Below are 14,108 nucleotides of genomic sequence, written 5' to 3' on the forward strand. Positions count from 1 at the left end.
TGTTTCGCGCTTGCGCGATGTCCAAGGATCCATCAAAACGGAAACAGCCAACGCACCAGGGCAACCGACACCGCCATCACGATGACGACGAAGGGCAGGCCGACGCGCAGATAGTCGACGAAGCGATAGTTGCCGGCGGTTGCGACCATCGCGTTGGGCGGGGCGATCAAGGTCGCGCTGTCGATCAGCAGGATGTCGCCCGCGGCGATCTCGGTGGTCGGATCCGGGCCGATGAGACAGGTGCGCAAAGGCCGACTGCGCTCCACGGCGAGGACCGCCAGCTCGGTATGGCCCGGCAGGGCGAGCGCGCCGAGCGGTTGGCCGACGAGCGGGGAGCCCTCGCGCACCCGCACACGCAGCTCCCGCTCGGCCAAGCGATAGGTCTCGACCCAGTCGGTCAGGCTCGGCCGCCCGCCCGTGCGCTGTCCCTCCGCGCGGTCTCTACCCAACCAGCGGCGCGCGAACATCATGTAGGCGACGCCGAGCAGCAGGATCGGCAGACCGATCGGGGTCAGTGTGAAGAAGGCATGCCCTCCGCGCCGGTGCGCACCAGCTCGTAGTTGACGATCAGGTTCGGTGCCGCGGCGACCAGCGTCCTAGGCGCGGAACTTGCGCCATTCAGCTCCGGGTGTTGCGGGTCTAACGAATCGGCATCACGGGCACGTCCGCCGGCACCTCGAGCTCCGCCTCGGTTGCAGCCAGCACCTGCTCGACGCTGACGCCGGGGGCGATCTCCATGAGTTTGAGATGACCGTCGGCAAGCGCGAGGACCGCCATCTCGGTGACGATCAGATCGACCGGGCGCGCCGAGGTGAGCGGCAGGTTGCACTTGGGGATGATCTTCGGCTTGCCCCTTGCGGTGTGCTGCATCGCCACCACCACGCGCTTGGCGCCGGTGACCAGGTCCATCGCGCCGCCCATGCCCGGGACCATCTTGCCCGGGATCATCCAGTTGGCCAGCAGGCCCGCGGCGTCGACCTGCAATCCGCCGAGCACGGTCATGTCCACATGCCCGCCGCGAATGAGGCCGAAGGAGACGGCGCTGTCGAAGGTGCAGGCGCCGGGTAGGGCGGAGACCGCCTTGCCGCCGGCGTCGGTGAGCTTCGGATGCGCGAAGCCTTCCTCGGGGACCGGACCCGTCCCGATCAGTCCGTTCTCGGATTGGAAATAGACGTCCATGCCCGCCGGGACATAGTTGGCGACCAGGGTCGGGATCCCGATGCCGAGGTTGACGAGCATGCCCGAGCGCAGCTCGAGCGCGATCCGCTTGGCGATGATGGTCTGTGCATTCATGACGGTCAGAGATTCGCGACGAGGTGGTCGACGATGACGGCGGGCGTCATGACGTCGTCCGGCGGGATGACCCCGACCGGGACGATATGGTCGGCGGTCGCGATCACGGTCGCGCCGGCCATGGCGGCCATCGGGTTGAAGTTGCGGGCCGTCAGGACATAGCGCAGGTTGCCGGTATAGTCGGCGAACATGGCGTGGACCAATGCGAAATCGGCCTTGAGCGGTGTTTCGAGCAGGTACTCCGAGCCCTCTACCTCGATCTTGCGCTTGCCCTCCTCGGCGAGCGTGCCGACGCCGGTCGGCGTGAGCACGCCGCCGAGTCCGTAGCCGCCGCAGCGGATCCGCTCGATCAGGGTCCCCTGCGGCACCAGCTCGACCTCCAGGGTACCCGCGATCTTTTGTTGCTGGGTCTCCGGATTCAGACCGATGTGGCTCACGATCGCCTTGCGCACGAGCCCGGCGGTGATCAGCTTGCCGATGCCCACACCGGGCAGGGCGGTGTCGTTGGCGATGATCGTTAGATCGCGCTTGCCCTGCCGCACCAGCTCGTCGCAGAGCCGCTCCGGTGTTCCGACCCCCATGAACCCGCCGATCACCAAACTGGCTTCGTTTGGAATCAAGGCGACGGCGTCTTCCAGCGAAACGCGCTTCACGATGGGTGTCTCCCGGTGCGCGTGCTTGTGCGGGTGAGTGGAGCGGTTGCCGGCTCGATCATTGGGCCAGCCAGCCGCCGTCGACCGGAATCCCGATCCCGCGCATGTTGGACGCGCCTTCCGAGCAGAGAAAGACCGCGAGCGCGCCGAGCTGATCGGGCTTGGTGAACTGCAGCGAGGGTTGCTTCTCGCCGAGCAGCTCGACGGTGGCGTCCTCTTCGGAAAGTCCCTCGCGCTCGGCGAGGGCGTCGATCTGCTTCTGTACCAACGGGGTCAGAACCCAGCCCGGGCAGATGGCGTTGCAGGTCACCCCGGTGGTGGCGGTCTCCAAGGCGACCGCCTTGGTGAAGCCCATGATGCCGTGCTTGGAGGCGACATAGGCCGACTTGTCGACCGAGGCGACCCAGCCGTGGGTGGAGGCGATGTTGATGATCCGACCCCAGTTGCGCTCCAGCATCCCCGGCAGGACGGCTCGGGTGACGAGGAAGGGCGCGGTGAGATTGATGGCGATCACGGCATCCCAGCGGTCGATCGGGAATTCATGCACGGGCGAAACATGCTGGATGCCGGCATTGTTGACGACGATATCCACCTTGCCCAGCTCGCGGAAGGCCGTCTCGATCATGCGCTCGATCTCGGCAGGCTTGGTCATGTCCGCGCCGCAGTAGGCAACCTTCACGCCGTATTGAGCCGCGAGCTCCGCGCGCAGCGCCTCGATCTGCTGCGCATCGCCCAGTCCGTTCAGCAGGATGTCCGCGCCGTCCGCGGCGAGGGCCTTCGCGATCCCGAGGCCGATCCCGCTGGTCGAGCCCGTCACGACCGCTGCCTTTCCGTTCAACATCGGAGCCTCCCGATCATTTGCTTTATCAATTGTCGACGCGGGCCTAATCCTGCCCGAAGGTTGCCACAAGAGCAGAGGCTCGGCAACGCGGATCGATGGGTGCCGCGTCGTCGGTTGTTCCAAGCAAGCGCGAGGCGCAACGAGGCGGCGGCTCCTGCCTCGCCGTCGCTCGGACCGACCTACAGGATCGGGGCGAGTAGCCTCGCGGCCTTGGCGCCGACCTTTTGGGGGAAGGACAGTGCGTCGTAGGCGCGCGGGCCGACCTCCCGTGATTCGGCGAAATCGCGCTCGAACATCGCTGCGACCTCGGCGGCGAAACGGGCGTCCGTGACGGCGAGGGTGATCTCGAAGTTCAGCCTGAAGGAGCGGTTGTCGAAGTTCTTGGTGCCGACCGCGGCAAAACCCTCGTCGACGACCAACGCCTTGTGGTGGAGGAATCCACCGGTGAAGCGGTGGACATGGATCCGCGGATGATCCAGCTCCTTGAGCAGCGCGAAGGAGGCGAGCCAGACCAGATACTGATCCGGCTTCATGGGCAGGAGGATACGCACGTCCACACCCCGGATCGCGGCGAGCTGCAACGCCTGGAGGATGCCTTCGTCCGGGACGAAATAGGGACTGGCGATCCAGAGCCGGTGTTGTGCCATCGAAATGACATGCAGGAAGAAGTGCGTGCAGCGCTCGTGTTGGTCGGAAGGCCCGGACGCGAGCACGAGAGACCGCTGGCCGGCGTCCTGCGGGGCGGGATCGTGCGGTTGCCAATTGGCGTCCAGGATCTCGCCGGTGGTGAAATACCAATCGGCCGCGAAGACCATCTGGAGTTGAAGTGTAGTCGGACCCTCGACCCGCACATGGGTATCGCGCCAGCGGCCGTATTTCGGATTCTTCCCGAGATACTCGTCGCCGACATTATGGCCGCCGATGAAACCGACCCGGCCGTCCACGATGACGTTCTTGCGATGATTCCGAAAGTTGAGCCGCCAGCGGTCGCGCCAGCCGCTCAGGGCGCTGAATGCCGTGATGCGCACGCCGCGTGCACGCCAATGGCGCATCACGCGCGGGGTGATGGCGGCGCCGCCGAAGCTGTCGATCAAAAAGCAGCAATCCACACCCTCCGATGCCTTCTCCGCGAGCGCCTCGAGCAGACGTCGCCCGAGCCCGTCGTTGCGCATGATGTAGAACTGCACATAGACCGAGCGCTTCGCCCGTGCGATCTCGGCCAGAATGGCATCGAAGGTGGCCTTGCCGTCGATGAGCAGCTCGAGCCGGTTGCCGCGTAGAAAGTCCTGCCCCGCAATCGAGGCCAAAGCTGCGGCCGGCGCCGGCTCGACCCGTTCGGGATCCGTTTTAAAGGGGAGCAATTCGGTGCGGACCTGATGGATCAGATCCGCGTGTGTCAGAAGCTTTTCCTGCATCGCGCGCGAATGGGCCTCGAACCGCCGGCTGCCGAAGAACCAGTAGAGCGGAAGACCCAGCCAGGGGAAGGCCACCAGGCCCACCACCCAGGCGACCGTGCCTTGAGGCGTGCGCACGGTGAAGAGCGCATGGATCGCGCTCGCGATCCCGACGAGCTCGACGAGGATGAAGACGAGCGAGAGTGTGGAGATCATGTTTTTCTTGTTTCCTGATGCCGATGGCTGCTCGACCATCGATGCCGGTGGTCTTGTGTGCCGCGCCAGACGCGCCGCCGCCGTGCTGTCCCGAGTGGAATGCAGGTTTGCATGATACGTCGCCTGAGCGGCCGTTACGCGTAAGGCCGGATCTCGACCGCGATGCGTGCCCCGTCGTGCACCCGATCGCCCGGATGGGTGACGACGATCTCGCCCGGCTCAAGCCCCATGGTGATCTGGGTCCAAAGACCGCTGCGCCGCCCGACCTCGACCAATCGCAGACGCGCCCGACCCTCATCGGCGACAAAAACGGCCCAGCGGTCCAGGTGCCGAAAGAGCGCACTGGTCGGGATCTGGATCACATCCTCCCCTTCCCAGAGGATGAAGCGTGCCTCCACCCGATAGCCGTCCCCGAGATGAACCCATCGCGCGCGCGGCGTGAGGATCTCGACCCAGACCGGCACTCGCTGCTCTTCCACTCCCAGGGCCGAGATCTTCTCGAAGCCGGCTGGCTCCACGAGTCTGACCTGTCCATCCAGCGCATCCTCGCCGCCCCAGCGTTCAAGTGTTACACGCATCCCCGGGCGCACGCGCACGGCGTCCACCGAAAGCAGGTCGACCTTGACCTCCAGTGCATCCAGGTCGCCGATCTCCAGCACCGCCTGGCCGGACTGCACCGGCCCCTCGCAGCAGCGATGACGTTGGGTGACGACCCCGTCGATCGGGGCGCGGACACCGAGAACCGGATGGTCGCCGGGAGTGCGCTTGCCGTCGGCGATCTCCACGAGCGCGCGGGCCGATTCAAGCTCGAAACGGGCGACCTCCACCGAATGCCGCGCGGCGCGTGCCGAGGCGTCGGCGGCGTCGCGCTGCGCGAGCCGTCGCCCCCGTTCCTCCGATGAGATGAGCTGACGCCGATGCAGCGTCTCGCTGCGGTCGTACTCGGTGCGGGCCAGCTCGTATTCGGTCCGCCGGGCCGAGAGGTTTGCCTCGGCCTCCTCCAAATGCGCTTGCGCTGCGGCGAGCGCCTCGCGCGCCTGACCGCGCGAGCGCGGGTCGAGCGCCGGCGCCGGCAGGGGCTCCAGCTCGAACAGCACCTGATCGGCAGCGACCGCGTCCCCTGGTTCAAACGTCACGCGCCGCAGATAGCCACTGATCGGCGCGGAGACGCTATAGATATCGCGAAGGCGTGTGCGACCCTCGTCCTCGACCGATTCGATGAAGACGTCCTGCCGAACCAAGGTCGCGCTGACCGGCACGGGAGAAGGCATTAGGGCGAGCGCCAGCAAGCCGAGGCTAGTAAGGCCGACGAGGGTTGCAATCATTTGTTTTCGGAAGGACATACTGTTGATTATCCCCCTAAACTCCCGTCACCGTTCAGGGCTGGTCGGTACGTCGAATTCACGTAGCCTGGTCTGATGATTCGAACGACCCGAATTTTTCTCCTGAACCGCGTCACCGCCAGCGTCTTGAGCCGCGCCGAGGTCGACGACATCACGACTCGATATCGGTCACTCCGGACGCGGTTCAGCCCTACTCGATGCTCTTCAACGCCGTAATCATATCCAGCCGCCGCAACAGCCGCGCAATCGCGAGCACCGACAGCACCGTGGCCAGCAGCACACCGGCGGCGGAGAAGGCATAGGTCTGCGGGCTGATGATGAAGGGCACCCGGAACATGTCCATCGTCATGGCCGCGCTGAGCAGCGCGGCGAACCCGGTGCCGATCAGCCAGCCCAGCGGGATGGCCAAGAGGGTCAGGACGGCGACCTCGCCGATGAGGATCCAGCTCACCTCCGCGCGGCTGAAGCCGAGGACCCGGAGTGTGGCCAACTCGCGCGAGCGCTCCGAGAAGGCGATACGGGCGTTGTTGTAGACCACGGCGAAGGTGATGGAGCCGGCCATCAACAGCAGGATGCTCATCGTCACCAGCACGGTGTCGTCGATGTAGTCGCGGAATTGGCGCTCCGCATCCGCGATCAGGCCGATGCCGGCCACACGCGGCACCTCCCAAAGCCGCGCGAAGAGCCGGTCGTGCTGCGCGGGGTCGGTCATCAGCCAGGCACCGGAGAGGGCGGGGCCTTCGCCCATCAGTCGGTTCAGGGCGCGTCGCTCCATGTAGGCGCTCACGCCGATCGGCTCGTCGACGGTGCCTGCAAGCGGGACCCGCAGGGTCCGGCGATGCCCTTCCATGATCTCGACCTCAAGCGCGTCGCCGGGTGCGAGCCCAAGGTCTTCGGCCAGAAAGCGGGTCATCAGGATGCCCTCGGGCGGCAGGCGGATCGGGCGGTGGTCGGCGTCGAGCAAGCCGCGTAGACGCGGCTGCGGCTCCATGCCTTGAATGCTCGTGCGGTAGTCTCGGGTCCCGTTGATCAGGCGCACGGGCACGCTGCGATAGCCCTCCGCATAGGCCACGCCGGGCAGGGTGCGCAGCTCCGCCAGCGACCGCTCGGGTGTGGGGTCGGTGAAGCTGAGATGGACATCCATGTTCATGACCAGCCGGTATTGGATGTCGAGCAGGTGGTCGATTGCACCGAACTGATAGCTCCCGAGCAGCAGGAGTCCGCCGGACAGCCCGATCCCGATCATCGAGAACAAGGCCTTGGTGCGATGGCGCAGGAGGTTGCGCAGGATGATCCGGCTCGGCTGGTCCAGTCGCCGATCGAGCGCGGAGCGTTCGAGCCAGGAGGCATGAAAGCGCCGCGGTGCGGGCGGGCGCATCGCCTCCGCGGGCGGCATCGCGACCGCACGGCCTACGGCGCGGAACGTGCCCAACGCCGCGGCACACGCGGAGACCAACAGGGCCAGAGCAACGATCCGAGGTTCGAGGCGGAAGCTCGTCTCCGGGAAACGATAGTATTCGGCGTAGACGCCGGCCATCCCGTCGGCCGCCCAAGCGCCGAGGGCGATCCCGAGCACCGACCCCACGACCACGATGAGTCCGGTCAGCAGCCCGTAATGCGCGGCGATGTCCCGGTTGCCGTAGCCGAATGCCTTGAGGATCGCGATCTGCCCGCGTTGGGTCTGGATGATCCGCCCCATCAGCAGATTCAACAGGAAGGCCGCGACCGAGAGGAAGATGGCGGGAAGCACGATGGCCATGACGCGGAGCTGGTCGAGCTCCTCGGAGAGGAAGCGATGCGAGACCTGGTCCTCGCGGCCCATGGCACCGATCCCGCCATAGCGGGCCAGATGCAGGTCCAGCGCCTCGATGACGGTTGCCTCCTCGGCCCCAGCCTGGAGCGAGAGCAGGACACTGTTGAAGGCCCCGTCCATATCCATGGCGTGCGCCAGCGCTCGGCGGTTCATCCAGAGGACCGCAAAGCGTTTGTAATCCGGCAGGATGTCCGCCGGTCCCACCTGATAGACGAACTCGGGCGACAGCGCGACACCGCTGACGGTGAGGGTTTGGAGTCGGCCGTTGATGATCGCCTTCAACCGATCGCCCGCCCGCAGACCCTGCGCCTCGGCGAAAGGCTCGCTCAGCACGACTTGGTCCGAGCGGTCCGGCTCGGGCAGTGCACCCTCGCGCAGGTGCAGCCGATTCAGGCCCGGCTGACGACCGTCCGGGATCGAGAGCAGCAGACCGCGGACCGGTTCGTCGAAACCCGTCACCTCCAGGCGCACCAGTGCCTGAACCCGCGTCTCGACCTGATTCACACCCGGGATCTCGCGCAGACGTGCCGCGAGACCCTCCGGGGCGCGCTTGAGATCCGCGAAGACATGGGCGAAATGATGGCCGTCGTAAAACCGAGCCTGCGACAGCCGCAGTGCGTCGAGCGTGGTCACGGACAGGATCAGCACCATCACGCCCGCGGCGATCACCACCGCGATGGCCGCGACCTGTCCCTTCATGTCGAAGAGATCGCGCAGGAGCTTGGTGTGCAGTGCTCGCATCGGTCGACCTCGGCGACGCTATCGGGAACCCGATCCGCTCAGAAGGCGTCCGCCTCGACCTCCAGATAGGCGAGCGAGACGTGCTTGCCCAATTCCTCCTCGAAGCCCGGCCAGTCCTTGAAGCGGGCAAGCTGCTCGGCGATGATCGGCCGCATCTCGAAGTCGCTTCCGCCGCTCTCGTACAAGGCCGCGACACCGTCGTAGACCCCTGTCAGATAGGCGCGGTAGTCATCGACGATCTCCCAGCCGCCGGTTCGGCCGTGCCCCGGAATCAGCACGCTCGCCGTCACCGTGGCTTTGACCCCGTCCAAGGCATTGATGCTGCCGATGAAGGACCCGTCGTCCATGCGCACGATGCGCCCGTTACAGGCGTTGTCGCCCAGGAACAGTGCGTCCAGCTCCGGGATCTCGAACATCAGGTCCGAGGTGCTGTGTACATGCGGGAAATAGTGGGTCTTGAAGGTGAGTCCTCCGATCGACAGGGTCTCGCCACCCTCGAGCGGATGCGTCGGACCCTTGGCGAGCGTCCCTTCGGTGGCGCCTTCGGTCGCGCTCAGCATGCGTTGCACCCACTCCTCGCCGGCCCCTTCGGCGACCAGCTTCAGCATCTCGGGGTGCCCGTAGATCGGCACCTGCGGGGCCACGGCCAGCATCGCCTGATTGCCCAGCCAATGGTCCCCGTGAACATGCGTGTTCAACACCGCCAGCAACGGCTTGTCGGTGACCTTGCGGATCTGGCGCAGGACCATCTCCCCAGTCTGAACACTTGAGCCGGGATCCACGACGATCACGCCGGTCTGCGTGACCAGGAAGGCCGGGTTGTTCATGAATCCCTGATTCTCGGGCGTGGGATAGTCCACCGGTCCGTGGATCACATAGAGACCGGGTGCGACCTGATCTGCCGGGTAGTCCGGCAGGTCGGGGCCGCGCTCCGCCAGTGCGGGGAAGGCAAGGGCGAGCATCAGACAGGAAAGCAAGGCGATCGGCCACGAGGGCCGGTGTGGGATTCGATCGAGCGGCATGGGTTAAGCGTCCTCGCGCTGAGCCAAAATGTCTTTATACCGCAGCGGCGCTCAGGGAACATCGCGAGCCAGGTGCGATTCAAACCTTGGGTAGGGCCGCGAGTGCGAGAGGGTCTCGCGCTGCGAGAACGAACTCGAGCGGACGTCATCGTTCCGTCCGCGGGGGTTCGCACATGAGCATGTGTTCAGCGTCGGAGGCTTCCTCGGTCTTGGCGAGACGCGGTTTAAAATTTAATCTTTTTAATACTTTAAACCGCGCCAGCTCCGACAGTCGTCGGAGCTGGCGCGGCCAAGCCAACCCAACAAATTACGCATACCGCGCCGGGCGCGGTTTAAAAACTGGACCAGCCGAGATTCTCGCCGATCCAGGCCTGAAGGGACCGCACCCTGGAGCGATCCTCCCAGGTGGCGTAGGGATCGGAAACCTGCCAATCCGGCTCGTTGTGCCAGCGTTGCTCGAACCAGGTCAGGGCGGCGTTCAGGAATGGATCATCCGCCGGCCCCACGACAAGAACATTCGTCTCCAGGTTGAAGTCGTCCAGATTCCGTCGGGTGAAATTCGACGACCCCGTGATGAGCACGGCTTGGCCATCGGCGCGTTCCAGAACAATCTGCTTGGCGTGACATTGCTCCCCGGTGGTATGACACCAGCGCACCGGTATTCCGGCATCGTGGAAACGCCGACCGGTTTGGCGATTGGGGATTCCGCTTTTTTCGCGGCCGAAGGCGTCCCGGTTGGGGTCGAGCAGGATTCGGACATCGACGCCTCGACCCGCAGCGTCCTTGACTGCTCGGAGCAGCGTCTCATGGGAGAAATAGAACATGGCGATATCGAGCCGATCCCCGCGAGCAGCGCTCCGGATCGTGTCGAGTGCTGCCTCCCGGATTCGGCTCTCGGTGACGATCCGTGCCTGCAGTGGACTCTGCTTCGGTGCGTCTTGATCGGCCGGGATCTCGAAGGGCACCTGCCGAGCGGAAAAGCGGATTACGGCGGTTTCGGTGTCCAGGAGATCCAGCGCCGCTTGGCCGCGAACCACCACAGCCGTGTTCACATGGGCGCTGCTCGCGTCATGTGGATTGGCCGACGTCACCAGTGCCACCCAGTCATCGCCGTCATCGGCCACGAGTGTCTTGCGGTGATTGGCCTTGAGGTTGAGCAAGGCCAGAAAGGTCCGCAGCGTGACCGCCTCCTCGCCCACCGGGTTGGGCAGCCAGCCACGGGTACTGTTGCCGAGCCAGGTGCAGCAGAGTCGCCAAGCCGCCGACCAGAGGGGGTTGGGATCGCGCAGTCGGCCGAGATCGGTATAGACCAGATGCGCACCTGCGGCCTCCAGCGCATCCAGGTGCGGCGCCGCGACGCCCCCGTAGAGGTTGTTGAAGGGGTCGGTGATGATGACCGTCACGAACTCCGGCCGGTCGCGCATGCGTTGCAGCAGGCTTTCCGTCAGCTCTCGAGACAGTGCCCGATGGGTCTCCGTGATCGTTTCCTGCATGGCATTGAACAGAAACATGTCCAGCACCAGCAGCCTGTCTGCGCCCTGGATCAACGCGAAGACGCGGTCGAAGATGGCTTGTCGCGTGTGCCGTTCGCCCTCGGCATCCACCCAGGTGTGATCGGCGAGAAACTCCACGTCATGCACCGGACGCAACGGTGCCGCAACGCTGATCCCGGGCGGCAGGGGCTTGAACGCGTGATAAAGGCCGTTGACCAGAACAAGGGCAAGCAGCACGAGCAAGATGCGTTGTCGGTGGTGCGCCCCGCGGCTACCATCGGCGCGGCAGCCAACCAGAAGCGATCCGGCGCGAGGAGCGAGTATGAGAGTGGTGATCATCGGCGGCGTGGCCGCGGGGATGAGCGCGGCAAGTCAGGCCAGGCGGGCACGACCGGACGCCGAGATCCTGGTGCTGGAGAAGACGCAGGATGTCTCCTACGGCGCCTGCGGACTGCCCTACAAGCTTCCGCCGGACACGGACATGGACGACCTGCTCGTCGTCTCCGCGCAGCGCTTTCGCGAGGAGCGCAACATCGACGTGCGCCTCGGCCACGAGGTGCGCAAGATCGACCCGAGCCGGCGCGAGGTCGGCGGTCGCAACGCCGAGGGCGATTTCGTGCTCGGCTACGACAAGCTGATCATCTGCACGGGTGCGCGGGTCTGGGCGCCGCCGATCAAGGGGCTCGACGCCCTCTGGGGGCAGGGCGCCTATCCGCTGAAAACCCTCGACGACGGACGGACCATCAAGGCGGCCATGGCGGCGCATCCGCCCAAGCGCGTGGTGGTCATCGGCGCCGGCTACATCGGGCTGGAAGCGACCGAGAACTTCCAAGAGATGGGCGCCGAGGTGACCGTGGTGGAGGCCATGCCCGAGATCCTGCCCTGGCTGCCCGAGACCCTGCGGGCGCGCGTTGTCGACGAGGCCAAGGCGCACGGGGTCGAGATGCTGGTCGGGACGCGGGTCGAAGCGATCGAGCGTACCGGCTCGGGCATCGCTGTGGAGACCTCCGACGCGACGCTCGAAGCGGATCTGGTGCTGGTCGCGACCGGCGTTCGACCCGAGTCCGAGCTGGCATCGGCGGCGGGACTGGCGCTCGGGGCGGCCGGGTCGATCGCGGTGGACGCGTACCTGCGCACCTCCGAGGAGCACATCTACGCGGCCGGCGACTGCGCCGACGCGCTCCATGCCATCACCGGGGAGTCGGTCTGGTTTCCGCTCGCGCTGCGTGCCAATCGCGCCGGCAAGCTCGCGGGCGACAACATCTTCGGTCTGAAGCGCCCGGCGCCGCCGGTGCTCGGCACGGCCGTGTTTAAGTTCTTCGGGCTCGAGGTCGCCCGCGTCGGGTTGTCGAGCGAGGAGGCCGACGCGGCCGGATTCGACACCGCAACCGCCGAGATCGTCGGCGCGACACGTGCCGGCTACTATCCGGGCGGCGGAAAGCTCTCGGTCTGGCTGATCGGGGAGCGCAAGACGCGCAAGCTGCTCGGTTGCTGCATGGTCGGCCCGGAGGCGGCGGCGCACAAGATCGATACCGCCGCCGCTGCGATCCACGCCGGCATGACCGTCGAGCAGATCTACGACATGGACCTGGCTTACGCGCCGCCGTTCGGTCCCTCTTGGTCGCCCTTGCTGATTGCCGCCTCGCAGTTGAGCAAGGCGCTCGACTGAGTCATCGACCGGCGCCGGATGTGCCGTCGAGGGCGACACCAGCGTCGGTCGGCTCCGTGATCGCCTGGGTAGGGCTTGGTTCCGTGGCCCAACCTCTGCCGGATTTTTTAACCGCTTCCAGAGCGAGATGCTCATTTTCGAGTGAATTCGACGTTTGGCGCATCCACAGTTCCTGGCGGGGCTCGGTTTAAAAGAATATATTTTTTAAAATCTTAAACCGCGTGGGCTCCAGCGGTCGTCAAGTCTGCCGGGGCCGATCCCAACCAAAAGCATCGCATACCGCGCTTGGCGCGGTTTAAGTCCAAGGGGCCCGGCTTCATGAACACCATTGCGCACACCAATTTCCAGCGTCTGATCTTCTCCGTCGAAACGATTCCGCCGGCACCGACCGCGGTCGCCCACCCCTGCAACGCCGCGGCGCTGGGCGGGGCCGTCGATGCCGCGAAGGCGGGTATCATCACGCCGATTCTGGTCGGGCCACGCAAGAAGATCCTCGCCGCCGCGTCGGACGCGGGGATCGACCTCTCGCCCTACGAGATCGTGGATGCCGAGCACAGTCACGCCTCCGCCGAGAAGGCCGTCGCCTTGGTGCGCGAGGGTCGTGCCGAGATGCTGATGAAGGGCTCGCTCAGCACGGACGAGCTGCTCGGACCGGTGGTGAAGCGCGATACGGGTCTACGCACCGCGCGGCGTCTGAGTCATTGCTTCGTTATGGACGTACCGGGTCACACGAACGTGCTCTTCATCACGGACGCGGCGATCAACATCTTCCCGACCTTGGAAGAGAAGGTCGATATCGTGCAGAACGCGATCGATCTCGCGCGGGCCTTGGGGATCGAGACCCCGAAGGTCGCCATCCTGTCCGCGATGGAGAAGGTCAACCCCAAGCTCCAGTCGACCGTGGAAGCGGCTGCACTCTGCAAGATGGCCGACCGCGGTCAGATCACCGGCGGCATCCTCGACGGACCGCTCGCGCTCGACAATGCCATCAGCCCGGAGGCGGCACGGATCAAAGGCATCGGCGGACCTGTCGCCGGACACGCCGACATCCTGGTCGTGCCGGATCTGGAAGCCGGCAATCTGCTCTCCAAGAGTCTTGCCTTCCTGATGAACGCCGACTCCGCGGGCATCGTCCTGGGCGCACGCGTGCCGATCACGCTCACCAGCCGCGCCGACTCGGTCCAGAGCCGACTCGCGTCCTGCGCTGTCGCGGCCTTGGTCGCCCACCGGCGCAAGGAGGCCGCGGCGATCGAGGGGTGATCTGAAGCGACTTGTCGACGGCGCCGGCCCACTGGTCATCATGAGGCACGAACTCCTGTCCCCGCGGTGTGCCGAACGGCGCGACGGCCAAGAGGATGTCGTTGTCGTCATCGGATTCCGGGCGAACCGATCCTTCCTTGAATCGATCCTTCCTTCCTTCCTTCCTTCCTTGCACATCCGATCGACCGGAAGCACCGTCGCGAAACGGCGTGTCCCCAGGATAGACGACTTGCAGTCGTCCTCTTCCACGGGCCTTGCTCGCACGACCGTTGCGCCAGGCAAAGCCTGGAAGGAGAGGAAGATAGCGAACGGATAAGCCAATCGGAAACTCCTTTTTGCGACCCACCGGGTGCAAGTCCCGAGCCGGTAA

Annotated in this window: 11 protein-coding genes; 2 read left to right on the forward strand and 9 right to left on the reverse strand. The window is 65.6% G+C overall.

Going from position 1 to position 14,108, the window contains the following annotated elements; translation table 11 throughout:
• Positions 1 to 32: 32 nt before the first annotated feature.
• From BDD21_RS16105 to BDD21_RS16145, 9 genes are all read right to left on the reverse strand, one after another.
• Complete coding sequence (locus BDD21_RS16105; RefSeq protein ID WP_120798006.1) at positions 33 to 470, reverse strand: TrkA C-terminal domain-containing protein; 438 nt, start codon at positions 468 to 470, stop codon at positions 33 to 35.
• A 169-nt stretch (positions 471 to 639) separates the two neighbouring features.
• Positions 640 to 1,293 (reverse strand): 3-oxoacid CoA-transferase subunit B, encoded by a 654-nt coding sequence (locus BDD21_RS16110; RefSeq protein ID WP_120798007.1) that lies wholly within the window; start codon positions 1,291 to 1,293, stop codon positions 640 to 642.
• Between the two features lie 5 nt (positions 1,294 to 1,298).
• Positions 1,299 to 1,946, reverse strand: a complete 648-nt coding sequence (locus BDD21_RS16115) for a CoA transferase subunit A (RefSeq protein WP_120798008.1) — start codon at positions 1,944 to 1,946, stop codon at positions 1,299 to 1,301.
• A gap of 58 nt (positions 1,947 to 2,004) precedes the next feature.
• Positions 2,005 to 2,787 (reverse strand): 3-hydroxybutyrate dehydrogenase, encoded by a 783-nt coding sequence (locus BDD21_RS16120; RefSeq protein WP_120798009.1) that lies wholly within the window; start codon positions 2,785 to 2,787, stop codon positions 2,005 to 2,007.
• Positions 2,788 to 2,966: 179 nt separating this feature from the next.
• Entirely contained in the window at positions 2,967 to 4,397 is a 1,431-nt protein-coding gene (cls, locus tag BDD21_RS16125) for a cardiolipin synthase (RefSeq protein WP_170164782.1), read from the reverse strand.
• Positions 4,398 to 4,531: 134 nt separating this feature from the next.
• The gene (locus tag BDD21_RS16130; RefSeq protein WP_120798011.1) at positions 4,532 to 5,740 is read right to left on the reverse strand and encodes an efflux RND transporter periplasmic adaptor subunit; all 1,209 of its coding nucleotides are present in this window, start codon (positions 5,738 to 5,740) and stop codon (positions 4,532 to 4,534) included.
• A 190-nt stretch (positions 5,741 to 5,930) separates the two neighbouring features.
• Positions 5,931 to 8,294, reverse strand: coding sequence for an ABC transporter permease (locus BDD21_RS16135; RefSeq protein ID WP_120798012.1), 2,364 nt, complete (start codon positions 8,292 to 8,294; stop codon positions 5,931 to 5,933).
• A gap of 38 nt (positions 8,295 to 8,332) precedes the next feature.
• Entirely contained in the window at positions 8,333 to 9,316 is a 984-nt protein-coding gene (locus BDD21_RS16140; protein ID WP_120798013.1) for an MBL fold metallo-hydrolase, read from the reverse strand.
• A 332-nt stretch (positions 9,317 to 9,648) separates the two neighbouring features.
• A complete protein-coding gene (locus BDD21_RS16145) occupies positions 9,649 to 11,046 on the reverse strand; it encodes a phospholipase D-like domain-containing protein (protein ID WP_245969929.1) in 1,398 nt (465 codons plus the stop codon).
• 85 nt (positions 11,047 to 11,131) lie between these two features.
• On the opposite strand from BDD21_RS16145, the gene BDD21_RS16150 reads away from it, so the two are divergent.
• Together BDD21_RS16150 and BDD21_RS16155 are read left to right on the forward strand one after the other, a co-directional pair.
• The gene (locus BDD21_RS16150) at positions 11,132 to 12,478 is read left to right on the forward strand and encodes an FAD-dependent oxidoreductase (protein ID WP_120798014.1); all 1,347 of its coding nucleotides are present in this window, start codon (positions 11,132 to 11,134) and stop codon (positions 12,476 to 12,478) included.
• A gap of 318 nt (positions 12,479 to 12,796) precedes the next feature.
• The gene (locus BDD21_RS16155; RefSeq protein ID WP_120799968.1) at positions 12,797 to 13,738 is read left to right on the forward strand and encodes a phosphate acetyltransferase; all 942 of its coding nucleotides are present in this window, start codon (positions 12,797 to 12,799) and stop codon (positions 13,736 to 13,738) included.
• The last annotated feature ends 370 nt before the right edge of the window (positions 13,739 to 14,108 follow it).

It is taken from the genome of Thiocapsa rosea, assembly GCF_003634315.1.
Lineage (GTDB): Bacteria > Pseudomonadota > Gammaproteobacteria > Chromatiales > Chromatiaceae > Thiocapsa > Thiocapsa rosea.